Annotated in this window: 18 protein-coding genes; 7 read left to right on the top strand and 11 right to left on the bottom strand. The window is 67.4% G+C overall.

What is annotated here, in order from left to right:
- Positions 1–207: 207 nt before the first annotated feature.
- The 4 genes from PQB87_RS25155 to PQB87_RS25140 all read right to left on the bottom strand — a co-directional run bounded on the left by PQB87_RS25155 (position 208) and on the right by PQB87_RS25140 (position 5,743).
- A complete protein-coding gene (locus tag PQB87_RS25155; protein WP_059683764.1) occupies positions 208–1,794 on the bottom strand; it encodes an aldehyde dehydrogenase (NADP(+)) in 1,587 nt (528 codons plus the stop codon).
- Between the two features lie 64 nt (positions 1,795–1,858).
- Complete coding sequence (locus tag PQB87_RS25150; protein WP_059683765.1) at positions 1,859–2,791, bottom strand: dihydrodipicolinate synthase family protein; 933 nt, start codon at positions 2,789–2,791, stop codon at positions 1,859–1,861.
- A 31-nt stretch (positions 2,792–2,822) separates the two neighbouring features.
- Positions 2,823–4,397, bottom strand: a complete 1,575-nt coding sequence (locus PQB87_RS25145) for a UxaA family hydrolase (RefSeq protein WP_059683767.1) — start codon at positions 4,395–4,397, stop codon at positions 2,823–2,825.
- Positions 4,398–4,429: 32 nt separating this feature from the next.
- Positions 4,430–5,743, bottom strand: coding sequence for an MFS transporter (locus PQB87_RS25140; RefSeq protein ID WP_059683769.1), 1,314 nt, complete (start codon positions 5,741–5,743; stop codon positions 4,430–4,432).
- 232 nt (positions 5,744–5,975) lie between these two features.
- On the opposite strand from PQB87_RS25140, the gene PQB87_RS25135 reads away from it, so the two are divergent.
- Positions 5,976–6,707 carry a GntR family transcriptional regulator gene (locus tag PQB87_RS25135; RefSeq protein WP_233343912.1) on the top strand — a complete coding sequence of 244 codons (732 nt, stop codon included), beginning with the start codon at positions 5,976–5,978 and terminating at the stop codon, positions 6,705–6,707.
- 72 nt (positions 6,708–6,779) lie between these two features.
- On the opposite strand, the gene PQB87_RS25130 is transcribed toward PQB87_RS25135, so the two are convergent.
- A complete protein-coding gene (locus PQB87_RS25130) occupies positions 6,780–7,502 on the bottom strand; it encodes a FadR/GntR family transcriptional regulator (protein WP_059697364.1) in 723 nt (240 codons plus the stop codon).
- A gap of 268 nt (positions 7,503–7,770) precedes the next feature.
- On the opposite strand from PQB87_RS25130, the gene uxuA reads away from it, so the two are divergent.
- The 6 genes from uxuA (at position 7,771) to PQB87_RS25100 (ending at position 14,693) form a co-directional block, all read left to right on the top strand.
- Complete coding sequence (gene uxuA / locus PQB87_RS25125; protein ID WP_489244170.1) at positions 7,771–8,835, top strand: mannonate dehydratase; 1,065 nt, start codon at positions 7,771–7,773, stop codon at positions 8,833–8,835.
- 71 nt (positions 8,836–8,906) lie between these two features.
- A complete protein-coding gene (locus PQB87_RS25120; RefSeq protein WP_111939966.1) occupies positions 8,907–10,217 on the top strand; it encodes an MFS transporter in 1,311 nt (436 codons plus the stop codon).
- A gap of 129 nt (positions 10,218–10,346) precedes the next feature.
- A complete protein-coding gene (locus tag PQB87_RS25115) occupies positions 10,347–11,780 on the top strand; it encodes an aminotransferase-like domain-containing protein (protein ID WP_059707279.1) in 1,434 nt (477 codons plus the stop codon).
- A gap of 92 nt (positions 11,781–11,872) precedes the next feature.
- Positions 11,873–12,268, top strand: a complete 396-nt coding sequence (locus PQB87_RS25110) for a hypothetical protein (protein ID WP_489244168.1) — start codon at positions 11,873–11,875, stop codon at positions 12,266–12,268.
- 206 nt (positions 12,269–12,474) lie between these two features.
- Positions 12,475–14,259: a nitrite/sulfite reductase gene (locus PQB87_RS25105; RefSeq protein ID WP_489244166.1), complete on the top strand. Its 1,785-nt coding sequence runs from the start codon at positions 12,475–12,477 to the stop codon at positions 14,257–14,259.
- A complete protein-coding gene (locus PQB87_RS25100; protein ID WP_301861551.1) occupies positions 14,256–14,693 on the top strand; it encodes a DUF934 domain-containing protein in 438 nt (145 codons plus the stop codon). The genes PQB87_RS25105 and PQB87_RS25100 overlap by 4 nt, the downstream gene beginning before the upstream one ends.
- A 78-nt stretch (positions 14,694–14,771) precedes the next feature.
- On the opposite strand, the gene PQB87_RS25095 is transcribed toward PQB87_RS25100, so the two are convergent.
- From PQB87_RS25095 to PQB87_RS25070, 6 genes are all read right to left on the bottom strand, one after another.
- Positions 14,772–16,052 (bottom strand): virulence factor family protein, encoded by a 1,281-nt coding sequence (locus PQB87_RS25095; protein WP_175830224.1) that lies wholly within the window; start codon positions 16,050–16,052, stop codon positions 14,772–14,774.
- Positions 16,049–18,643 carry a bifunctional lysylphosphatidylglycerol flippase/synthetase MprF gene (mprF, locus tag PQB87_RS25090; RefSeq protein WP_060319652.1) on the bottom strand — a complete coding sequence of 865 codons (2,595 nt, stop codon included), beginning with the start codon at positions 18,641–18,643 and terminating at the stop codon, positions 16,049–16,051. The genes PQB87_RS25095 and mprF overlap by 4 nt, the downstream gene beginning before the upstream one ends.
- A 542-nt stretch (positions 18,644–19,185) precedes the next feature.
- On the bottom strand, positions 19,186–19,797 hold the full coding sequence (locus PQB87_RS25085; RefSeq protein WP_489244163.1) for a hypothetical protein: 612 nt from the start codon (positions 19,795–19,797) through the stop codon (positions 19,186–19,188).
- Positions 19,798–19,916: 119 nt separating this feature from the next.
- Positions 19,917–21,662, bottom strand: coding sequence for a ShlB/FhaC/HecB family hemolysin secretion/activation protein (locus tag PQB87_RS25080; RefSeq protein WP_489244162.1), 1,746 nt, complete (start codon positions 21,660–21,662; stop codon positions 19,917–19,919).
- A 17-nt stretch (positions 21,663–21,679) separates the two neighbouring features.
- A complete protein-coding gene (locus PQB87_RS25075) occupies positions 21,680–22,018 on the bottom strand; it encodes a hypothetical protein (RefSeq protein WP_059854052.1) in 339 nt (112 codons plus the stop codon).
- Positions 22,015–23,205 carry a hypothetical protein gene (locus PQB87_RS25070; RefSeq protein ID WP_489244160.1) on the bottom strand — a complete coding sequence of 397 codons (1,191 nt, stop codon included), beginning with the start codon at positions 23,203–23,205 and terminating at the stop codon, positions 22,015–22,017. Before PQB87_RS25070 ends, PQB87_RS25075 begins: the two co-directional genes overlap by 4 nt.
- Positions 23,206–23,213 lie beyond the last annotated feature (8 nt).

The following is a 23,213-nucleotide window of genomic DNA, read 5'->3' as shown; positions in this document are numbered from 1 at the left end:
CTTTTTCGAGTCGATGCGATATCCCGCAACGAGACCATAAAACGCATCGCCGCGCAATCGGCAGAAGCCGCACGCAGCGCGTGCGCGGCGACGACGGCGCCGCTTCGCCGGCACATCGCCGCACACGCATGAAACGCCGTCGGGCGAGCGGCCAATGATCAGTCGAAAGCGCGCCGTCGTCGCTTCACCGGTTCGGGAACCGGCCCGTCACGCTTGCGCATCGCGATGTCCGTCGATGGCGCGCGGCACGCCCAGCGGATTCGCATCGCGCAGCGCATCGGGCAGCAGCGCATCGGGCACGTCCTGATAGCAGACCGGGCGCAGGAAGCGGCCGATCGCGAGGCTGCCCACCGATGTCGAGCGGCCGTCCGACGTCGCCGGATACGGACCGCCGTGCACCATCGCATGCGCGACCTCGACACCCGTGCCGAAGCCGTTCACGAGAATGCGCCCCGCGCGCCGTTCGAGCAGCGGCATGAATGCACGCGCCGCGTCGTGATCGCCGTCGTCGACATGCAGCGCTGTCGTGAGCTGCCCGTCGAGCCGCTCGACGAGCGCATGCATCGTGTCGAGATCCGGGCAGCGCACGACGAGCGATGCGGGGCCGAACACTTCGTCGTGCAACCCGGGCTGATGCGCGAACCGGTCGGCCTGCGTCGCGAACAGCGCCGCGCGGCCCGCATGACGGATCCCGTCATCGGCCGCCGCGCCGCGCGCAAGCAATTCGACACCGGCCTGCGCACCAAGGCGCACGACCGCCTCGTCGTACGCGCGGTGAATGCCGGGCGTAAGCATCGCAGCCGCGGGCAGATCGGCCAGCGTGGCGGCGGCGGCGGCCTCGAAGCGCCGCAGCGCGGGGCCGTCGACGCCGAGAATCAGGCCCGGATTCGTGCAGAACTGACCGACGCCGAGCGTCAGCGCCGCCGCAAATGCGCGGCCGATCGCCTCCGCGCGCGCGTCGAGCGCATGCGCAAACAGCAGCACGGGATTCACGCTGCTCATCTCCGCGTAGACGGGTATCGGCTGCGGTCGCGCAGCCGCGAGCGCCATCAGCGCGACGCCGCCGCCGCGCGAGCCCGTAAAGCCCACCGCCTGGATGCGTGGATCGCGCACGAGCGCGGCACCCACCTCGTAACCGTCGTCGAACAGCAGCGAGAACGTGCCATCCGGCATCGCACATGCCTCCACGGCTTGCTGAATCGCGCGACCGACGAGCGCCGACGTGCCCGGATGCGCGGGATGCGCCTTCACGATCACCGGGCAGCCGGCCGCCAGCGCCGACGCCGTGTCGCCGCCCGCGACCGAGAATGCCAGCGGGAAATTGCTCGCACCGAACACGGCGACGGGGCCCAGCGCGACGTGCTGTACGCGCAGGTCGACGCGCGGCAGCGGCTGACGCGCCGGCTGCGCGGGATCGATGCGCACGCCGACAAAGTCGCCCGCCCGCACGACCTGCGCGAACATCCGAAGCTGCGCGACGGTGCGGGCGCGCTCGCCTTCGATGCGCGCGCGCGGCAGACCGCTTTCCGCGACGCAGCGCTCGACCAGTGAATCCCCGAGCGCGAGCAGCCTCTCGGCGATCGTGTCGAGAAACGCCGCGCGCGCGTGCAGCGACGTATGCGAATACGCGTCGAATGCCTGTGCGGCCAGCACGCAGGCTGCGTCGACGTCCTGCGCCGATGCGCGGCCGAACACGGGGGCAAGTACCGCGCCGGTCGCCGGGTCGATCGCCTGGAATCCCGCGGCGCCGGCCGCGCTGCGTCGACCGATCAGGGAAGCGCCAGAAATCTGCATAAATCGTCCTCGTTGAACATCGTTGAATCGTGAAATCGTTGAACCGTGCCGTCGCGCGCAGCGCTCAGCGGCCCCAGCGCAGCACAAGCGGATCGAGCGAGCGGGCGATCCGCAGCAGGCTCGCGCGCGTGTCGGGATGCATCGACGGCAGCGGATGACGCACGGCGTCCGACGCGATCACGCCGCCCGCCTTCATCAGCACCTTCGCGGTCGCGATGCCGCCTTGGCGGTTCTCGTGATTGATGAGCGGCAGCCAGCGCCCGTACTCGCGCTCGGCTTCGTCCGCACGGCCGGCCGCCCATGCGTCGACGATCCGGCGGATCCCGTCCGGATACGCGCCGCCCGTCATGGCCCCCGTCGCGCCTGCTTCGAGATCGGCCATCAACGTGATCGCCTCCTCGCCGTCCCACGGCCCGACGATCGCGTCGCCGCCGAGCGCGATCAGCTCGCGCAGCTTCGCGGCCGCCTGCGGCACCTCGATCTTGAAGTACGACACGTTCGGAATCTCGATCGCCATCCGCGCGAGCAGCGCGGCAGGCAGGTGCGTGCCGCTCGCCGGCGCGTCCTGGATCATGATCGGGATGTCGATCGCATCGGAGACGCTGCGGAAGAACTCGACGATCGCCGCCTCGCCCGCGCGAAACGTCGCACCGTGATACGGCGGCATCACCATCACCATCGCGGCGCCCGCGTCCTGCGCGCGGCGGCTGCGCTGCGCGCACACGGTCGTGCCGAAATGCGATGTGGTGACGATCACCGGCACGCGGCCGGCGACGTGCTCGAGCACACAGTGCATCACCGCATCGCGCTCGTCGTCGGCGAGCGAGAACTGCTCGGAGAAATTCGCGAGCACGCACAGGCCGTTCGATCCCGCATCGATCATGAAGTCGACGCAGCGGCGTTGTCCGTCGAGGTCGAGACGGCCGTCGTCGGTGAAGATCGTCGGCACGACGGGAAACACGCCACGAAAGCGCGCGGATGAAATGTTCGGTTGCATCAGTGGCACTCCTTGCCGCAGAGGATTCAAATCAGGTGATCGCGCCGATCTGCCACGGCACGAATTCGTTCTGCCCGTAGCCGTGCAGCTCGCTGCGCGTCGCGTGGCCGGACGCCGCGTCGAGCATCATCCGGAACAGCGTCGCGCCGAGCGCGTCGATGCGCGCGCCGCCGTCGAGCACATCGCCGCAGTTCAGGTCGATGTCGTCGGCCTGCCGCCGCCACAGCGCGCTGTTGGTCGCGAGCTTCAGCGACGGCGTCGGCGCGCAGCCGTATGCGGAGCCGCGCCCCGTCGTGAAGCAGATCAGGTTCGCACCGCCCGCGACCTGCCCGGTCGCGGAGATCGGGTCGTAGCCTGGCGTATCCATGAACACGAGCCCTTTCGCGCGAACGGGCATCGCGTATTCGTAGACGTCGACGAGATTCGTGCTGCCGGCCTTCGCGATGCCGCCGAGCGATTTCTCCAGCACGGTCGTGAGACCGCCCGCCTTGTTGCCGGCCGACGGGTTGTTGTTCATCGCCGCGTGATGGCGCGCGCAATAGTCCTCCCACCAGCGGATCCGCGCGACCAGCTTCTCGCCGACGTCGCGCGACTCCGCGCGGCGCGTGAGCAAATGCTCGGCGCCGTAGATCTCCGGCGTTTCGGACAGGATCGCGGTGCCGCCGTGCTTCACCAGCAGGTCGACCGCCGCGCCGAGCACGGGGTTCGCGGTGATGCCCGAATAGCCGTCGGAGCCGCCGCATTGCAGGCCGACCGTCAGGTGGCTCGCATCGACGGGCTCGCGCCGCACGTCGTTCGCAGCGGCCAGCATCGACTCGACGAGCGCGATGCCCTTCTCGATCGTCTTGCGCGTGCCGCCGCTGTCCTGGATCGTGAACGTGCGCAGCCGCGCGTGCTCCGTCAGCCCCTGGGTTTCGAGCAGGCGCGGAATCTGGTTGGTTTCGCAACCGAGCCCGATCACCAGCACGGCCGCGAAATTCGGATGGCACGCATAGCCGCCGAGCGTGCGCTGCAGGATCGCGAGGGCGTCGCCGTCGGGGTCGACCGCGCAGCCGACGCCGTGCGTCAGCGCCACCACGCCGTCGACGTTCGGATACGCGGCGAGCGCGTCGGGGTGGATGTCGCGGCGGAAATGATCGGCGACAGCGCGCGCGACCGTCGCCGAGCAGTTCACCGACGTCAGGATGCCGATGTAGTTGCGCGTCGCGACCCGGCCGTCGGCGCGCACGATGCCGTCGAACGTCGCGCGCTGCGCCTCGGGCACGAACGCGGTATCGCGGGTGCCTTCGCCGAACGCGTAATCGCGCGCGAACTCGCCCATGTCGAGGTTGTGCGTGTGGACGTGCTGGCCGGGCCGGATCGGCTGACTCGCGAAGCCGATGATCTGGCCGTAGCGGCGCACGGGCGCGCCGGCGTCGATCGCGCGCGTCGCAATCTTGTGACCGGGCGGGATCAGCCCCGCGACGCTCACGCCTTCGTCGTCGAGGCGCGTGCCGCTGACGAGCTGCTCGACGGCGATGACGACATCGTCGGCGGGATCGAGCCGGATCGCGCGCGTGCGCGACGCGGCCGGCGGCTGCCGGGTTTCGGTGGGAAGTGACGACATGGTTCGGTTCCGGTTGAATCGGGCGACGGGCTTCAGTCGAGGCCCCGGTCGCGGTAATCGATGAGGCTCGCGCAGACGGCCAGGCCGAATGCCGCGACGACGAAGAACATCAGCGCAAGGAAATAGGTGCCGGTGAACTGCACGATGAGGCCGATCAGGATCGGCACGATGACGCCGACGATGTTGCCGCCGAAGTTCATCGCGCCCGCGAGCAGGCCCGCCCGGGACTGGCCGCCGAGCGCCGCCGGCACGCCCCAGAACATCCCGCACCAGCGGATGAAGAACAACGCGACCGACAGCAGCACGACGACGCTGACGAGCCCCGTCGCGAAGCTCACCGCGAGGATCGCCGCGGCGGACGCGAGGCCCGCGACCGAGAACATCGCGCGCATCACGCGGTTCGGCGCGCCGCCGGCCGCACGCCACTTGTCGGCGAGCCAGCCGCCGAACAGCTCGCCGACGAAGCCGCACATGAAGATGATGAAGGTCGCGCCGCCCATCTGCTTGAGGTCGAAGCCGTGCGCCTTGTGCAGGTAGCTGGGCATCCACGTCATCAGCCCGTAGAACACGCTGTTGTAGCAGGCCCAGCTCGCGAACATGAACAGCACGGAACGGTCGCGCAGCAGTTCGCGAAACGGCACGCTGCCCTTCGGCTCGCCCGCGCGGGCCGCGGCCGCATGCGCGGTCACGTGCTCGAGCTCGGCCGCGTTCACGCCGGCATGCTCGGACGGATGGTTGCGGATGTACCACCACGCGAAGATGCCGACGACGATCGTGCCCGCGCCCGCGACGACGAACGCGAGCCGCCACGAGCCGAGGCCCGCGATCAGCGCGGTGATGATGATCGCACCGCACGCCGAGCCGAGCGGCGCGCCGCCGTCGAGCAGCGCGGCGCCGCGGCCGCGCTCGGCCGGCGTGAGCCACGTACCCGCGAGCTTCGCGCCGGCCGGCATGATCGGCGATTCGGCGATGCCGAGTCCGAGCCGCGTCAGCAGCAGCGGCACCCAACTGAAGCACGCGGCCGCGACGGCCTGACATGCGCCCCAGCCGATCGTCGCGAGGCCGACGATGGTGCGCGCCTTGAAGCGGTCGACCAGCAGCCCGCTCGGGATCTGCATCAGCGCGTACGTCCAGAAGAACGCGCTGAGCAGCACGCCTTCCATCGCGGGCGACAGGCTGAATTCGGTCGAGATGATCGGCAGCGCGACGGACAGCGACGCGCGGTCGATGTAGTTGATCGACGACAGCAACAACAGCAGCCAGAAAATCCGCCAGCGCACGGCCGTCGGCGCGGCGGTCGAGGCATGGGCCGTCGGGCGGGGTCCGGCTGAGTCTTCGAGGTGCATACGTGTCTCCAGTGGGAATGGGTCGCCGGTCACGCTTTCTTCGAAGCGTTGGCCAACTAATATATTAGTTGGCGATTATAGAGATACCTTCCGGTGCCGATACGGGGGTAAACCCCGGAATCGATCGATCGAGAATCCGCCACCGATCCGCCGAAATCGGTATGCGCACTAATATACTGATCGACCGGCACCCACCGAGGACGCCGGTCGCCTGCCACCCTCTAGCCCATTCATGAAGTCAGAACGCACCACCCAGGACACCTTCATCGCCCGCCTGATCCCAGCCGAATTCACGCTGGACCGCTCGCAGGCCCTGTCCGTGCAGATTCACGCGCTGTTGCGCGACGCGATCGTGACGATGACGCTGCTTCCGAACGACGTGATCTACGAGCGCGCGATCGCGGAGGCGCTCGGCGTGTCGCGCACGCCCGTGCGCGAGGCGCTGCTGCAGCTTGCACGCGAGGAGCTCGTGCTGATCGCCGCGCAATCGGGCACCTTCGTCGCGCCCGTGAAGCGCGAGCAGTTCGTCGAGAGCGCGCTGATCCGCAAGGTGCTGGAAACGGCCGCGATCCGCCGCGCGGCCGAAGTCATCAGCGCGCGCGAGCTCGAACAGCTCCACGACATCCAGGATGCGCACCGGCGCGCGATCGAACGCGGCAACGCGGTCGCGGCGATCGCGTGCGACAACGCGTTTCATGCAACCGTCAGCGCGACCGCCCGGCTACCGCGCGTGCAGCAGCTCGTCGAGATCGTGCGCGCGCCGATCGACCGTGTGCGGCACGTGACCGTGCGCGATCCGATCGTCGGCGAGGTCACGCTTGCGCAGCATCAGAAAGTGCTCGACGCGCTCGAGCGGCACGACGCCGATGCGGCCGAGCGCGCACTGCACGAGCATCTCGACGATGCGTACGCACGGCAGCAGCGCGCGTATGACGAGCATGTCGCGTTGTTCGAAGGGCTTTGATGGTGGTAGCGGCGGCCTGAAACGCGGCCCGCGGCAGCGGGCCTGTCGCACCGCTCGCCTGCTGCCGGCGCGCTAGCGCCACGCTTGCGTGAACTCCGCGATCACGCGCGACAGGTGCGCGCGCATCGCGTCGCGGGCCCCTCCCGCATCGCGCGCCATGATCGCCGCGAAGATCCGCTGGTGATCCTCCTGCGACGCCTCGCGCAGCGCGGTCGAGTGAAAGTGCTCCTCGATCTTGTCCCACAGCGGATCGCTGCGCGCGCAGTCCCACATCGCGGTGACCATGTGCAGCAGCACCGTGTTGCCGGTCGATTCCGCGATCCGCAGGTGGAACTGGCGATCGGCCGCGTCGTATGCAGCCTTGTCGTCCATCTGCTCGCGCATCGTCGTCAGCGAGAAAAACAGGCGATCGAGATCGGCATCCTTGCGCTCGGTCGCCGCGAGCGCGGCAACCTCCGCCTCGATCAGCCCGCGCGCGCGCAGCGTCTCGATCGGCCCCGGGCCGCGCGGCACCTCGAACGTCACCGGCCGCGCGGCATCGGCCGCCGACACGTAGATGCCCGAACCGATCCGCACCTCGACGATCCCCTGCACTTCGAGCGCGATGATCGCCTCGCGCACCTGCGTGCGGCTCACGCCGAACTGGTCGGCCAGGCTGCGCTCCGACGGCAGCCGCGCGCCGGCTTCGAACGCGCCGGCGGCCACCATCGCGTGAATCTGCCGCGCAAGGCCGATATAGGAGCGGTCCGCGGCATCGGTGTCGCGGTTGGCGGGCAGGCTGGAAAGATCGGTCATCGAAAGGCTCTCAACAAGCTGGCCGGCGCCGTCGCGGCGCCGGATCGCCAAAATGGTACACCAATTCCGGCCCGCATCCGGTTCGGCCTGTCGGCCAGCTCGACTGGACGCTCCCGGAAGCGTCGTTCCGGCCAATCCTGAATCGGACAACTGGTAAACCACTATCCCACACAACTGGCATACCAATCATAATCCGCACACCGACGACGGGCCGGCACACTGCCGCCCGGTCGCCCGATGCATGAACCGCCAGCCAGGAGCCGCTCCAGTGAAGATGTCTTTCCGTTGGTACGGCGAGTCCGATCCGGTCTCGCTGCAATACATCCGCCAGATCCCGGGCGTCACGCACATCGTGTCGGCGATCTACGACGAACCGGTGGGCGAAGTCTGGCCCGCGCACACGATCGACGCGCTGAAGGCGACGATCGAACGCGCCGGCCTGCAGTTCGAAGTCGTCGAATCGGTGCCGGTGCACGAGGACATCAAGCTCGGCAAGCCGGGCCGCGACCGCCTGATCGACAACTACCGTCAGACGATTCGCCACCTCGGCGCGGCCGGCGTGCGCGTCATCTGCTACAACTTCATGCCAGTCTTCGACTGGACGCGCACCGAGCTGTCGAAGACGCTCGACGACGGCTCGACCTGCCTCGCGTTCAGCACCGATGCGGTCGACCGGATCGATCCGGACGACGGCATCGCTCTGCCGGGCTGGGATTCGAGCTACCGGCCCGAACAGTTGCGGGCGCTGCTCGCCGAGTATCGCGACGTCGACGAAGCGGCGCTGTGGGCGAACCTCGAATACTTCCTGAAGGCGATCGTCCCGGTCGCCGAGGAAGCCGGCGTGAAGATGGCGATCCACCCCGACGATCCGCCGCGCCCGATCTTCGGGCTGCCGCGCATCGTGAAGAACCGCGACGATCTCGCGCGGATCGTGCGCATCGTCGACACGCCCGCGAACGGGCTGACGCTGTGCTCGGGCTCGCTCGGCGCGGGCCCGCAGAACGACGTCGAGGCGCTCGTGCGCGAATTCGGCGCGATGGGCCGCATCCACTTCGCGCATATCCGCAACGTGAAGGTCGACGCGAACGGCGATTTCGAGGAAACGGCGCACCTGTCGAGCTGCGGCTCGCTCGACATCGCAGCGATCGTGAAGGCGTACCACGACACCGGCTTCACCGGCTACGTGCGCCCCGACCACGGCCGCATGATCTGGGGCGAGACGGGCAAGCCCGGTTACGGCCTCTATGACCGCGCGCTCGGCGCGGTCTACCTGAACGGCCTGTGGGAAGCACTCGCGAAGTTCGACCGCACGCCGTCGCCAGTCACGCGATAACCCGCCCATCGCGGCGGCCGGCGCAGCGGATCGCCGGCCGCCCGTCACGACATTCCGCGCGGAGACACCGCATGCCACGCATCCGATGGGCCATGATCCTGATGTGCTTCCTGGCCAACGTCATCAACTTCATTGATCGCGCGAACCTCGCGATCGCGGCGCCCAGCATCCGCGCCGACCTCGGCCTCGACGCGGTCGGCATGGGGCTCGTGCTGAGCGCGTTCTTCTGGACCTACGCGTTCCTGCAGTTGCCGGCCGGCTGGTTCATCGACAAGGTCGGCGTGCGCGTGAGCCTCGCGCTCGCGGTCGGCTGGTGGTCGGTGTTCACCGTCGCGACGGGCGCCGCGCGCGGCCTCGCGCAGCTCGTCGGCGTGCGGCTGATGCTCGGCGTCGGCGAGGCGGCCGCGATCCCGTCGTTCGCGAAGGTCGCGTTCAACTGGTTCCCGCGCAGCGAACGCGGGCTCGCGAGCAGCATCTTCGACAGCGGCTCGCGCGTCGGCTCCGCGCTGTCGCTGCCGCTCGTCGCGTGGCTGATCTCGATCGTCGGCTGGCGCGGGTCGTTCGTGATCACGGGCGGCATCGGCATCGTGTGGGCGCTGGCATGGTGGTTCGTCTATCGCGACCCGGAACGCTATCGCGCGATCGCGCCTGACGCCGTCGATGCCCTGCTCGCGCAGCGCGGCGCACCGTCGGTTGCGGCCGCAACCGACGGCCCGAAGGTGTCGTGGCTCGACCTGTTCCGCTATCGCACCGTGTGGGGCATGATGATCGGCCTGTTCTGCCTGAACTTCGCGATCTACTTCTTCATCACGTGGTTCCCGAGCTACCTGCTGCAGTCGCGCGGCTTCTCGCTCGCGTCGCTCGGCACGTGGGGCATGCTGCCCGCGCTGCTCGCGATTCCGGGCGGCTGGCTCGGCGGCTACGTGTCCGACAGCCTGTTCCGCCGCGGCTGGAGCGCGACCGCCGCGCGCAAGACCTGCCTCGTGCTCGGGATGCTGCTGTCTTCGTCGATCGCGCTGTCGGCCTTCGTCGAGAACGTCTGGGCGTGCCTTGCGCTGTTCGCGCTCGCGTATGCCAGCCTGTCGTTCGCGGGCGCCAACGTGTGGACGCTCGTCGGCGAAGTCGCGCCGACGCCGGCGCATGTCGCGTCGCTCGGCGGCATCCAGAATTTCGCGGGCAATCTCGCGGGGATCTTCATCACGACGTTCACGGGCGTGATGCTGTCGATCACGAAGGGCTCGTTCGTCGTGCCGCTCGCGGTGGCCGGTGCGTTGTGCGTGGTCGGCGCGCTGTCGTACCTGTTCATCGTCGGCAAGGTCGAGCCGCTGCCGCCGCTGCGCGGCGGTGCGAACCGGCGGAACGTGGAGCCGAACGCGGCCTGACGCGGCAGGAACGCGTGGCCGACACGCGTGCACTTTCCTTTTCGGGCCGCGCATCGGACAATGAGCCGCGCCCGCCGGCGCGGCGCCAGTCCGGCCCGCGCGTGGCGACGGCGCGCACCACCCTCGCCGATGAAACGCTACGAAACCCTCGCCCACACGATCGCCGACGACATCCGCAACGGCAACCTCGCCGTCGGCACGCGGCTGCCGTCGCTGCGGCAGATCATCGCGCAGCACGGCGTGAGCCAGTCGACGGTGTTTCGCGCGTACTACCTGCTCGAACAGTGGGGGCTGATCCGCGCGCGCGAACGCTCGGGCTACTACGTCGCGCCGGGCGCAACGCCGGAGGCAGGCCCGGCGCCCACGCGCCGCGCGAAACGGGCCGGCGCCACACGCAAGGTCGACATCAGCAGCCTCGTGTTCTCCGTCCTCGACGCGGCCACGCAGCCCGGCATCGTGCCGCTCGGCTCCGCATTCCCGTCGCCGCAACTGTTTCCGTTGCCGCGCCTCGCGAAATCGCTCGCGCAGGCCACGCGGCTCGTCAGCCCGTGGAGCACGGTCGTCGACCTGCCGCCCGGCAACGAGGCGCTGCGCCAGCAGATCGCCCGGCGCTATCTCGCGACGGGCATCTCGCAGCCCATCGACGAGATCGTCGTCACGAACGGCGCGCTCGAGGCGCTGAACCTGTGCCTGATGGCCGTCACGCGGCCCGGCGACGTCGTGGCCGTCGAAGCGCCCGGCTTCTATGCGGCGTTGCAGGCGATCGAACGGCTCGACCTGCGCGCGGTCGAGATTCCCGTCGATCCGCGCACGGGCCTCGATCTCGATGCGCTCGCGAACGCACTCGACCGGCACGACATTCGCGCGTGCTGGTTCATGACCAATTTCCAGAATCCGACCGGCGTCACGCTGTCCACCGAAAAAAAGCGTGCGCTCGTCGAAATGCTCGCCGCACGCGACGTGCCGCTGATCGAGGACGACGTATACGGCGAGCTGCATTTCGGCCCCGACTACCCGCTGCCCGCGCGCGCGTTCGATCGGCACGGCCTCGTGATGCACTGCAGTTCGTTCTCGAAGACGCTCGCGCCCGGCTACCGGATCGGCTGGGCCGCCGCCGGCCGGTTCGCGGAGAAGGTGCAGCGGCTCAAGCTGATGACGACGCTGTCGGCCAGCATTCCCGCGCAGGCCGGCATCGCGAACTATCTCGAGCACGGCGGCTACGACCGGCACTTGCGCAAGCTGCGCGGCGCGCTGCACACGCAGCTCGACCGGATGGACGACGCGCTGCGGCGCTGGCTGCCGGCCGGCGTCGAGTGGGTGCGCCCCGAAGGCGGCTATTTTCTGTGGCTCGCGTTTCCCGACGCGATCGACGCGATGGAGCTGCATCGCCAGGCGATCGCACGCGGGATCAGTTTCGCGCCGGGGCCGCTGTTTTCGGCCGCGCACGGCTTCGAACGTTGCGTGCGCGTGAACTTCGGCCATCCGTGGAGCCGCGACATCGAACGCGCGATCCGCGTGCTCGGCGAGCTGGTCGCGCAGCCGTCGGTCCGCAAGGGCGATTGAAGCGCACACGGTGCGCCGCCTGCGTCACGCGCCATGCACGCAACCCGTGCGCGGGTTACAGTGCTGATCCCGCCGCCTCTTCATGATTTCCCATGAGTCAACTGCCCTACCTCGATCACGACGCGCTGTTGAAACTGGCCACCGAAGCAGCGCACGTCGCGCAGCCGTGCACCTGCACGAAAACGCCGCTCGCCGGATGGACGACCTTGCCGCTGTCGCTGCAGGACGCGCAACTGACCGAAGTCGCCACGCTCACGCCGCCGGGCGAGGCTGAGCCGACCTACGCCGAATATCATCCGGCCGGCACGCGCTACGCGTCGGACGACGCGCCGATCGCACTGCGCCATTTCCCGTACAACCGCTGCACCGTGAGCCGCTGCCGCGCGTGCAACCGGCTGTTCCTGCGCTACCAGGAAGGCGGCGGCTACTTCATCGACCAGCGCATCCGCGCGCTCGATCCGGCGCTCGTCGTCGACGCCGACGCGTAAGCACCCGTCGCGGGCATGCACGCATGCCCGGCCCGCGCCGGCCTGCACCGGCATCTCGCCGGCCATCTGCTGCGCCCTTTTCGTCCCGATCTGCTGCTTGTCCCGCCGCCCCGCGTTCCCTACGCTGTCTCCGGTTGCCTGACACCCGTCGCAACGTCCCCTCGAGCCGCCCGCATCGCGCCGCGGCTCCTCTCGCGTATCACGTCATGTATCGATATACCGTTTTCGACCGGGCGCTCGTGCACAGCCGCGCCGCCCAGTTTCGCGACCAGCTCGAGCGCTGGCAGCTCGGCACGCTGAGCGAAGACGCGTTCCGGCCGCTGCGCCTGCAGAACGGCTGGTACGTGCAGCGCCACGCGCCGATGCTGCGCGTGGCCGTGCCGTACGGCGAACTGTCGAGCGCGCAGTTGCGCGTGCTCGCGCGGATCGCGCGCGACTACGATGTGCCCGACGATGCCACCTACCGCGCCGCATGCGACGCGCAGGCCCTGCTCGGCACGATGCGCCTGCCGACCCGCAACGCGCACTTCACGACGCGCACCAACGTGCAGTTCAACTGGATTCCGCTCGCCAGGGCCGCCGACGTGATGGATCTGCTCGCGACCGTCGACATGCACGGCATCCAGACGAGCGGCAACTGCATCCGCAATATCTCGTGCGACGAGCGCGCCGGTGTCGCGCCGGACGAGATCGCCGATCCGCGCCCGTTCGCCGAAGTGATGCGCCAGTGGACGACGCTGCACCCCGAATTCGCGTTCCTGCCGCGCAAGTTCAAGATCGCCATCACCGGGGCAGCCGAGGATCGTGCCGCGACCGACTGGCACGACGTCGGCCTCAAGCTCGTGCGCGACGATACGGGCGCACTCGGCTTTCGCGTGAGCGTGGGCGGCGGGATGGGCCGGACGCCGACGATCGCGACGCTGCTGCGCGCGTTCCTGCCCTGGCAGCACGTGATGAACTACATCGAGGCGATCGTCCGCGTGTACAACCGCTACGGACGGCGCGACAACAAGTACAAGGCGCGCATCAAGATCCTCGTGAAGACCGAGGGGCAACGCTACATCGACGACGTCGAGGAAGAGTTCCGCCAGATCGTCGAGCACGACGGCGGGCTGCACACGATCGCCCAGGTCGAGTTCGACCGCGTCGCCGCGTCGTTCGTCGCGCCGCGGCTCAAGCCGCGCACGGTCAGCCTGCGCGACGCGAACCTGCGCGTGTCGGCCCAGGCGGCACACCACCCGGCCTTCGCGCGCTGGCTCGCACGCAATGTCGCCGATCACCGCGACCCGGCGCTGCGCATCGTCACGCTGTCGTTCAAGCGCCGCCTGCAGGCCCCGGGCGACGCATCGCCGGACCAGCTCGACGCGCTCGCCGATCTCGCCGACCGTTTCTCGGCCGGCGAGGCGCGCGTCACGCATACGCAGAACGTCGTGCTGCCGTGGGTGCATGTCGACGACCTGTTCCCGCTGTGGGAAAACGCCCGCGCGATCGGGCTCGCCAGCGCGAACGTCGGACTCCTGACGGACATGATCGCGTGCCCGGGCGGTGACTTCTGCGCGCTGGCGAATGCACGCTCGATCCCGATCGCCGATGCGATCGCCGAGCGCTTCCAGGATCTCGACATGCTGCACGACGTCGGCGACATCGACCTGCACATCAGCGGCTGCATCAACTCGTGCGGCCATCATCACAGCGGCCACCTCGGCATCCTCGGCGTCGACAAGGACGGCGCCGAGTGGTACCAGGTCACGCTCGGCGGCTCGGACGGCTCGACCGCGAGCGGCCCGGCGCGGCCAGGCAAGGTGATCGGCCCGTCGTTTTCGGCGGACGAGATCGTCGATGTCGTCGAAGCGATCGTCAACGCGTACCTCGACGCACGGATCGACAACGACGGCCGCAGCGAACGGTTCATCGACACCGTCCGCCGCATCGGCACGGAACCCTTCAAGGCCGCCGCAAACGACGCGCGCCATCAGGTGGAGCCCGCATGAACCAGCAAGCTTCGAACGCACACGCGCGCATCCGCCTGCTGACGCCGGCCGAACACGCCGACGACACGCAGCCGCACGACGACACGATGCTGACGATCGGCAACGACGAGGAATTGCCGCCGCTCGCCGGGCGGATCGCGCAAGTCACGCGCATCGACCTGCAGTTCCCGTCGTTCACCGACGGCCGCGCATACAGCCAGGCGTACCTGCTGCGCAAGCGCTACGGCTTCACCGGCGACCTGCGCGCGACCGGCGAGGTGCTGGTCGACCAGTTGCTGCTGATGGAGCGCACGGGGTTCTCGAGCGCCGTACTCGGCGACGATACCGACATCGCGGCCGCGCGGCGGCAACTCGACCGGTTTCCGGGCTTCTATCAACGCGATGCGAGAACGGTCGCGCCGCAGCAGAACGCGGCAACGCCCGCCGCAAAATGAAACGGGCGGCACGCTGGCCGCCCGTACGAAGAACCGGAAAGGTCCGGCCGGCGCCCGCCGCGAAGCGGGCGCCGGCGTTCAGCGCGCCGCCACCGGCTTGCCGAACGCGCCGAGAATCTTCTTCTCGAGCGCGATGTAGTCGCGGCCGAAGTGGTGATCGCCCTGCGTCTTGATCACGTCGGCGCCCGTGTTCACGAGCGCCGGACACATCGTGTCCTTCTCCTCCGCGCCATAGAAGCACTGCACGAGCTGCGGCGGCACCTTCGCGATTTCCGGCGCGACCTTCAGCGCCTTGTCGCTCGCGGGCATGCCGAGCCAGCCCGTCACGCGGATCTGGAAATCGGCGGCCGGCGCGAAGCCGAGCAGCGACATCACGGCGACCTTGTCGCGCAGGTCGGCCGGCAGCCGGTTGTACGCGAACGGCATCACGTCGGCACCGAACGAGTAGCCGACCAGCGCCACGCGATTCGCATGCCAGCGCGCCATGTAGGTGCGCATCACGCGCGCGAGATCGCGGCTCACCTGCGCCGGCGGCTTCTCGCTCCAGAAATAGCGCAGGCTGTCGATGCCGACCACCGACACGCCATCGCGCTGCAGCGCCTCGGCGATCGTCTTGTCGAGATCGCGCCAGCCGCCGTCGCCCGAGATCACGATCGCGAGCTGGCCGTTGCCGCCCTTGGCCGGCAGCTCGACGAGCGGCAGATCCGACACGTCGAGTTCGTCGCTGCTGGTGGTGTCCCGCAGGTGCGACGTGACGAGCGACACGAGCTTCGCGGAATCGCCCGCGGCCGCCGTTTCGACGAAACCCGGCATCGCGCGCCGCACGATCGTCGGATCGGGCGGACACGGCTTGAAGCGCGGATCGAGCCTCGCCGCCGGATCGACCGATACGACACCGGCGATCGTGTTCTCCGGCGCCATCGACAGGATCTGCTTCGCGATCGCGCCGCCCTGGCCCACGCCCGCGACGATCGGCGTGAAATAGCGCGACGATTGCGCGAGGCGTTCGAGCTGGTGGCTGACCGCTTCGGCGTCGCCGTCGAGGTGGTGGCAGGTCTCCTGCTTCGCGGCGAGATTCGTCGCGTAACGCTCCGAATCGACGCCGACCGTCATCGCACCGGCTTTCGCGAGCGCATCGGCGGCCTGCTGGTCGGCCGCACTCCAGCCGGCCTCGCGCGAGAACAGCACGACGAAGCCGCGCAGCGGCCCGCCGGGCTTGGTCACGGTGACGGGCCCGTAGCGGCCGCCCGATACGGTTTCGGCTTTCACCGCGGCCGGCTGCGTGGCGCACGCGGCGCCGGCCAGCATCATTCCCGCGCAGGCGGCTGCCGCCCGCGCGATTCCCTTCTTCAACATCATGAACGCCGACCTCCAGCCAGCAATGACAGGTCCGCGAGCGTGACGAACACGCCGACCGAGCCCGAGGCCGCGAGATAACGCGGCTCCCAGTGCGGTTCGAACTTGCTCTTGAATGCGCGCAAGCCGCGGAAGTTGTAGAAGCGGCCGCCGAAGCGCCAGACCATCAGGCCGACCCGGTGCCACGGCGACGGCATCTTCGCCGCCCCCATCCCCGAGAACGGCGCGATGCCCAGGCTCAGCTTGCGGAAGCCCGCTTCCTTCAGATGCAGCGCGAGCTGCGTAAACAGATATTCCATCGCATACGGCGATGCGTCCGGCAGGTGCCGCATCACGCCGACCGTCGCCTCGGTGTTGAGGTCGGTCGTCATGAACGTGACGAATGCGATCGGCTTGTCGGCCTGCCGCACGAGCATCACCGACTGCGTCGCCAGATAGCCGTCGTGGAACGCCGCCACCGAGAAGCTCTTCTCACGCGCGTCGCGGCTGTCGAGCCAGCCGTCGGAGATGTCGCGCAAGGCCGGCAGCGTGGCCGGCACGTCGGGCGGTGCGATCACCTCGACCGTCAGCGCATCCTTGTCGCCACGGCGCAGCGCGTAGCGCAGGTGCGACCGGTTCGAACCTTTCAGGTCGAACTGGTCGAGCGCGATATGCGCTTCCTCGCCGAGCTTCATCAGCGTGAGCCCCGCGTCGAGATACAGCGGCAGCGCGTTGGCGCGCACCTGGTAGAAAGCCGCACGACCGCTGTGCGCGTGTGCGAGCGCGATGAACTTGCCGATCAGCGCAGGCCATTCCTCGCGCGGCCCGACCGGGTCGTGCAGCGCGGCCCACGTGCGGCCATACTTCGCGTACATCAGGAACGCCTGGCGCGATTCGGAGAACAGGAACGACTTGTCGCCCATCAGCGCGAGGCCCGCATCGCTGCATTCCTGCGCGCGGATGATCCGTTCGGCATCCGACAGGTCCTGCGCCGCGGGCTTCACGAAACGGCCGGGCGCCGGGCGCAGCAGTTGCCACAGCGCGAACAGCGCGACGAACACGCCGGCTGCGAGCGTCGCGCGCAGCGCGCGCGGCGCACGCGCGTCGAACGAGAAATGCGACCACAGCTCGCGCGTGTACGGCACGTCGCGGAACGCGAAGAACAGCACCCACACGGCCAGCATCAGCACCATCGCCACCGACACGAACCAGCTCACCGTGAAGCGCTCCGCGAGCAGCGACGAATGGCGGTTGAAGCGGCGGCGGCTGACGAGCAGCAGCACCAGCAGCGTGCCGAGCACGCCGGCCTCGACGAACGCGAGGCCTTTCGCGAGCGACAGCGCGAGGCTTGCGAGCGTCAGCGCGAAGGTCATCCACCACGCACCGTCGAGGCGGCGCAGCAGCCCGCGCGCGACGAACAGCAGCGCGACGCCGAGCACGCTGCAGATCACCTGCGAGCCTTCGAGCACCCACAGCGGCACGAGGTGGCGCAGGATCGCGATCCGGTGCCAGAACGCGGGCGTTGCGCTCGAGATCACCAGCATGCTACCGACCGCGAACGTCACGAGGCTCAGGAACACCGGCGCGAGCTGCGACACGCGCACGGCCTGCCGCGTGACGAGCCGGCGGCGCAGCGCGCGGCCCTCGAAACCGGCCAGCAGGCCGGCCGACAGCACGAGCGGCACGCCAAAATAGATTGCGCGATACGCGATGAGCGCGGCGACCATCGCGTGCGGGGGCACTTCGCGACCGAGCGTGAAGACCATCGCGGCTTCGAACACGCCGATCCCGCCCGGCGTATGGCCGATCATCCCCAGCAGCAGCGCGGCCGCATACACCGTGATGAAGGTCGGGAAGCCGACCGGCGCGGCCGGCAGCAGCACCCACAGCGTCAGGCCCGCGGCGACGACGTCGAGGATCGCATAGACGACCTGCGCGACGAGATCGCGCCGCGCCGGCACGTCGAACGACAGCCACTTGAAGCGCGTGACGACCGGGCGCGCCGTGCTGCCGCACATCGCGACCATCGCGGCCAGCACCACGAGCAGCGCGGCGCCGGTCCACGTCAGCACGCCGGGCGCGACGTGCAGCATCGCGGCGAGCGCCTCCGGCACGCAGACCATGCCGACCGCCGTCATCAACACCATGGCGAGCGCCAGCGTGCCGCTCGTGAACACCGTCATCCGGCCGATCTGCGCGGGCGTGACGCCCGACACGCCGTACACGCGTGCGCGGACCGCGCCGCCCGTCAGGGCGCCGAAGCCGGTCGCGTTACCGAGCGCGGACCCGGCGATCGCGCCGATCCACAACGCGACGCGCGGCACCTTCGCGGCGACATAACGCAGGCCGACCGCATCGCGGGCGACGAGCGCGAGATAACTGAGGGCCGTCGCGGCCAGCGATGCGCCCCACTCGCCGACGGACATGTGACGCAACTCGCGGATCACCGACCGGTAGTCGACGGATTCCGACAGGTGCTGGAAAACCACGATCAGCAGCAGGCCGATGCCGAGCGCGAGCAGCGGCGACAGCACACGCTCGTTGCGGATCAGCGCCCGGACACGGGCGATCACCGCCGCGGCGAGGCCGGGCGAACCTGAGTGGCGGGAAGACATAAGTTGTTCAGTGGTGGTGCATAGCGTGTCGCGGCGCAAGACGGCCAGGCGGCGACGTATCTGGTTGTTCTGCGTGGGCGGTCGGCCGAAGGAAATGGCAGGCGGCGCCTGGATCAGAACTTACGAGTATACGGAATTTATATTACAGAATCTTTCAGGTTCGGATTGTGCGGTTTTGTGGGGCCTCGCCCATCAAAATCGCATCAAAAATAGTGCGTTCGACAAACGCAAGGTGCGCATCATACCGGGAACCGGCGGGGTTTTTTCATCGGATGAATGACTTGTGATGCATTTGGGAGAAATCTGCCGGGTGGAGCGCCGCGACGAGCACGAATTCGCAAGGCCGGGCGGGCCTCTTTGAATGGGGTCAAATGCTTTCGGCCAGCTTGTCAGATCTTGCTGGCCCTTCGCCGCCCAAGCGTGCAAGGACGCCTGGGCGACCCGATATCAAAGAAGCAGTGCTCGCCATGATGGCTACGGCTCAACGCGCCAAGTCGTCGGTCTGACGGCACGGAACGCTGGCCATGGCCCGGGCACGGTGCTTATCGTTTCAGGCGCACCACATACAAACCGGGAGCGTTCGGATAGACACTCAGGCTGAAATTCGGCGGCGTTGAAATGAGGCTCCCCTGAATAGCCGGCTTGTACGTGACCGTTCCGCTCGATACGTCGGCCAGCTCAATCACCGGCGGGGACGGATCGGGAATGAGGTTCGACGTGAAGTTCAGGGTCAGTTTCCGGTCGGACATTTCGTAGAAACCGCCATATGTCTTGATCTCGTAGATCACATCGGCCTGAACGCCCGCGGGAACCGGATCGGGCTTGCCCAGACACACCGTCCCGTCACGAACCACGCCGTCCTGCGGCGTCTTGAACGTATACGTCGCCACGCCATCGTCGGTCACGAGCGTCATCGTTGCATTCGGGATCGTGCTCTTCGTCACCTGTATCGACTTGTAGCCGCTCGGACACTTGAATGTGGCGGTTTGATCGGTCGACGTGGTATCGGTCGCCGCACCGGTCGAGCCGTTATTGCTGGTGCTGGTGGTACCGGTTGCCTTGGCGCCGCTACCGTCACCATCGCCACCGCCACATCCCGCCAGCAGTACCGCCGCTCCGATCACGGTTGCCGCATACAGTCGATTCATTTTCATTTGCTTCTCTCTTATTTATTAAATATTGCTAATTATTGATGCCGCATGCCCTCTTGATCGATGCAGCCCATTCCCCACTTGGCGGGCTACGCCAGCTTTCCTTCACATAGCCAGCGCCGTCAAAACTGCGCCGTCAGCTGGAAGCCGAACGTCACGCGCGCGGTCGGGAAACCCGACGGCTTGTACACTGGCGTCCCCGCGAACAAGTCGTACGCGTAAGCGCCGAATCGCGTACCGACGCTTCCCTTCACACCGATCACGGCGCCGGCCAATTGCGTGCCGACCAGCGCGACGGGCTGCGGCCCCCACACGCGACCGTAATCGAGCCCTGCATACACAGCCTGCCCCGTCTGCCCGATCGGCATCTGCAATTCGTTTCGCCAGTAGAAGCCGCGCGCAGCTGCCAGCATCGTCTCGCCATCGAAACCGCGCACCGTATAGCGGCTGCCGATCGTCAGGTCGTCGATGTAGTACAGCGTGTTGCCCGTGTATTGGCCGTGGAAGGTACCGACATAGCGAAACGGCTGTTTCGCAATGGCGAACGGCATCTGCAGGTTCGCGTCGAGCACGGCCATCCGGTAGCGGTAGGTCGGGCCGCCTTCGGCCGCCAGGATGTCGTCCTGCGCGCCGAATGCACCGATGCCCTGCCGGTACGCGAGCATCCCGTCGAACTGCGCGCCGCCAAAGTAGTGACGATCGGTCAGGCCGATCTCGACGAACGTGTTGTTGCGGCGCTGCTGCGGGATTTCCGTGTCTTCGATGAAGCTCTGGCCGAAGCGGCGCGACAGCCGGAATTGCGCGCCGAACACGTCGTTCTGGCTGCGCGACAGCACGCGGTTCAGCTTGAAGTCGATGGTCTTCGAGTTGCCGCTCGCGACGAAGGTCTGGTTCACACCCGCAATCTGCTGGTAGTACGTGTTCGTGTAGGCCGACAGCGTCGCAGTCCAGTAGCCCCACGGAATCGAATAAAAGCCGTTCCAGCCGTGCGAGCCTAGACGCTTGTCGCCGAGTTCGAGATCCTGACTCACCCCGATGTTGAAGATATCGTTCAGGCCGAGCGGGTTGTCGATGCCGACCGACAAGTTGCCTTGCAGGCGGCCGGTGGCACGTGTGCCGGAGTTGTCGATCGAGGCGACGACGGTCCAGGGTTTGCCGCGCCTGATGTCGAGCACGACGTCACTTTCGCCCGGCGTGTCGGCGGGGACGATCTGCATCGAGACGTCCTGGCTCGAAACGCGCTTCATCTGCTCGAGGCCTTGCTCGAGGTCGCGCAGGTTCAGGAGGTCGCCGTCGCGGGTCGGGAAGGCGGTCTTCCAGGTGCCGCGGAGTTTCTCGTCGGAGAAGCGCACTTGGCGGATGACGCCGGGGATCAACGCCAGCTTGAGCGTGCCTGCGGACAAATCCTGCTCAGGCAGAAGCACGCGCGTCGTGATGTAGCCGCGCGCAAGGATCGCCTGGGACAGCCCTTTCACGAGCACGTCGAGGCCCTGCTTGCCAACGCACTGCCCGTCATAGTGACCGAGCCACTCGCGCGCGAAGGCGAAGCGATCCATCGGCAACGCGGACGCGCCCTGGACTTTCACCGTGTCGGGCAGCGAATCGGGTACGTCGAGTGCAAAACGGTCGATGCGGAAACATGGCGATTCGGTCGGCAATGACGGGAATGCGACACGCTCGGTCACCGATGAACGAACTGCAGGAGCAGAAACGGCTCTTTCGCGTTCACGCGCTTCTTCCTGCTCGCGAGCGCGCTGATCATTGCTTGCGGGTAGCGTGCCAGGCGAAGCGGATTGCGCCGCGACTCCGGCCGATGCGAGCAGTACCGAAGCCGCGACGAGATTGGCTCCCCGGATTTTTTTCTTCATATGCTGGTTTCTCTGGATTACGCGTACCGCGTGATCATCCAAACGCCGATCAGGATGACGAATGCGCCGGCCGCCTGCATCGGCCGCAATAGATGCTCATGCATTGCTGTGAACGACAGCACGACGAGCATGGAGATCGCCACCATGGTGGGATAGGCAATGCCGAGGGTTGTCTTGCGCAATGCGGCCGCGTAAAGCACGAACCCTGCGCCGTAAGCGGCAACGGCGGCACCGCGTGCAATCCATGGCAGTACGTCCGACTCGCCAAGCGAGATTTCCTTGAGCGCGGCAACCCTGAGCAATACGCTGGCGAGCCCGCCGAACACGCCACTCGCGGCAACGATCAGCCAGTTCATCGCGCCGCCTCCGTCGCCACTTCGATATCCGTCCGACGATTGGGCGAGACACGACTGTCACCCGATGTATCTGTACTGCTGCTGAAAATTGCGTTGACCCGGTTCGCGCCGTGCAGCGCAATCAACACGAGCGCGGGGAACACGACCGAGAAATTGCGCGCCTCGTCCCGATAGCCGAAAAAGATGAACAGCACCAGCACGGGCAGGAATGCCGCGAAGAAGTAGCTTCGGTAGCGCGTCGGCGTCGCGCGCCAGGCTGCCCGGAAGAACACGGCAAGTGGCACGACCATCAGCGGATTTTCCAGGCTCGGCGTGAAAATGCCTTTGCCGATGAGGTTGTAGAAGGACAAATAGGACTTGGGATTCACCCAGAACTTCAGGTTGTCCCACACGTGATATTCGACGAATCCTCCAGCGTTTTCACTGTATCCGCTCATGATGAACTGCCGGGTCGCGATGCAGATCCCGAGCTGCAGCACGAGCCACGCAACGCGCTTCGACATTGCGACGTCCCGCTCGTGCAACAGGAACAACGCGAGCGGTACGAGAAAGAACGTTTCCTTGTTCAGGGAGAAGACGGCAATCATCAGCGTGCATGCCAGCATTCGCCTCTTGATCAGGAAGTAGCACGCACCCAGCACGCCGAGCAGTTCAAAGAAATCGTAGTAGTAGCCGCCCTGCTGAAACGTCAACGGATAGACGAAACTGAACGCCGCCAGAAAGCCGACGGAATGCCCGAAGCTGAGTCCGTGCAGCCTCGCCAGCTTATAGATCAGCAGAAGCGCAAAGAGAGTCGACAGCACGATCGCGATGTACGTCAGGTGATAGACGAGCGCCGTGACAGGCGTCCAGTATTCTTCCGGAACGCTCGTGAAATAGGCGTTGCGCAGGGAGTCATGCCGTTTGATCGATTTGAACAGCTTGTCCTGCTTTGCCTGGTCAAGCTGCTCGACAATCCACTTGGCGGCAGTCGGAAACGACGACCGGTAGACGTAAGGCTTCGGTGCGTCGCCGTTCATCATGCCGACGAGGCTGTAGCTCGTTGCAAAGTCGCCCTTCTGATCGTCGCGGAAACCCCATTTCAGCAGCATGCTGTTCGTGATGTTTCCGGCGCAGATGAACAGCAGCACGTAGACGATGGCGAAACGGCAGAAGGCTCGCACCCGGTTCTGGTTCTTTTCCGTCATAGGGTTAT

It is taken from the genome of Burkholderia sp. KL41, from assembly GCF_057005415.2.
The sequence above is the reverse complement of the archived record's forward strand: the minus strand, read 5'-3'. Positions and strand labels throughout refer to the sequence as shown.

Bases quoted from the DNA above. Each gene is read 5' to 3' on its own strand.
- PQB87_RS25155 (WP_059683764.1), bottom strand. From the start codon at position 1,794: ATGCAGATTTCTGGCGCTTCCCTGATCGGTCGACGCAGCGCGGCCGGC.
- PQB87_RS25150 (WP_059683765.1), bottom strand. From the start codon at position 2,791: ATGCAACCGAACATTTCATCCGCGCGCTTTCGTGGCGTGTTTCCCGTC.
- PQB87_RS25145 (WP_059683767.1), bottom strand. From the start codon at position 4,397: ATGTCGTCACTTCCCACCGAAACCCGGCAGCCGCCGGCCGCGTCGCGC.
- PQB87_RS25140 (WP_059683769.1), bottom strand. From the start codon at position 5,743: ATGCACCTCGAAGACTCAGCCGGACCCCGCCCGACGGCCCATGCCTCG.
- PQB87_RS25135 (WP_233343912.1), top strand. From the start codon at position 5,976: ATGAAGTCAGAACGCACCACCCAGGACACCTTCATCGCCCGCCTGATC.
- PQB87_RS25130 (WP_059697364.1), bottom strand. From the start codon at position 7,502: ATGACCGATCTTTCCAGCCTGCCCGCCAACCGCGACACCGATGCCGCG.
- PQB87_RS25120 (WP_111939966.1), top strand. From the start codon at position 8,907: ATGCCACGCATCCGATGGGCCATGATCCTGATGTGCTTCCTGGCCAAC.
- PQB87_RS25115 (WP_059707279.1), top strand. From the start codon at position 10,347: ATGAAACGCTACGAAACCCTCGCCCACACGATCGCCGACGACATCCGC.
- PQB87_RS25110 (WP_489244168.1), top strand. From the start codon at position 11,873: ATGAGTCAACTGCCCTACCTCGATCACGACGCGCTGTTGAAACTGGCC.
- PQB87_RS25105 (WP_489244166.1), top strand. From the start codon at position 12,475: ATGTATCGATATACCGTTTTCGACCGGGCGCTCGTGCACAGCCGCGCC.
- PQB87_RS25100 (WP_301861551.1), top strand. From the start codon at position 14,256: ATGAACCAGCAAGCTTCGAACGCACACGCGCGCATCCGCCTGCTGACG.
- PQB87_RS25095 (WP_175830224.1), bottom strand. From the start codon at position 16,052: ATGATGTTGAAGAAGGGAATCGCGCGGGCGGCAGCCGCCTGCGCGGGA.
- mprF (WP_060319652.1), bottom strand. From the start codon at position 18,643: ATGTCTTCCCGCCACTCAGGTTCGCCCGGCCTCGCCGCGGCGGTGATC.
- PQB87_RS25085 (WP_489244163.1), bottom strand. From the start codon at position 19,797: ATGAAAATGAATCGACTGTATGCGGCAACCGTGATCGGAGCGGCGGTA.
- PQB87_RS25080 (WP_489244162.1), bottom strand. From the start codon at position 21,662: ATGAAGAAAAAAATCCGGGGAGCCAATCTCGTCGCGGCTTCGGTACTG.
- PQB87_RS25075 (WP_059854052.1), bottom strand. From the start codon at position 22,018: ATGAACTGGCTGATCGTTGCCGCGAGTGGCGTGTTCGGCGGGCTCGCC.
- PQB87_RS25070 (WP_489244160.1), bottom strand. From the start codon at position 23,205: ATGACGGAAAAGAACCAGAACCGGGTGCGAGCCTTCTGCCGTTTCGCC.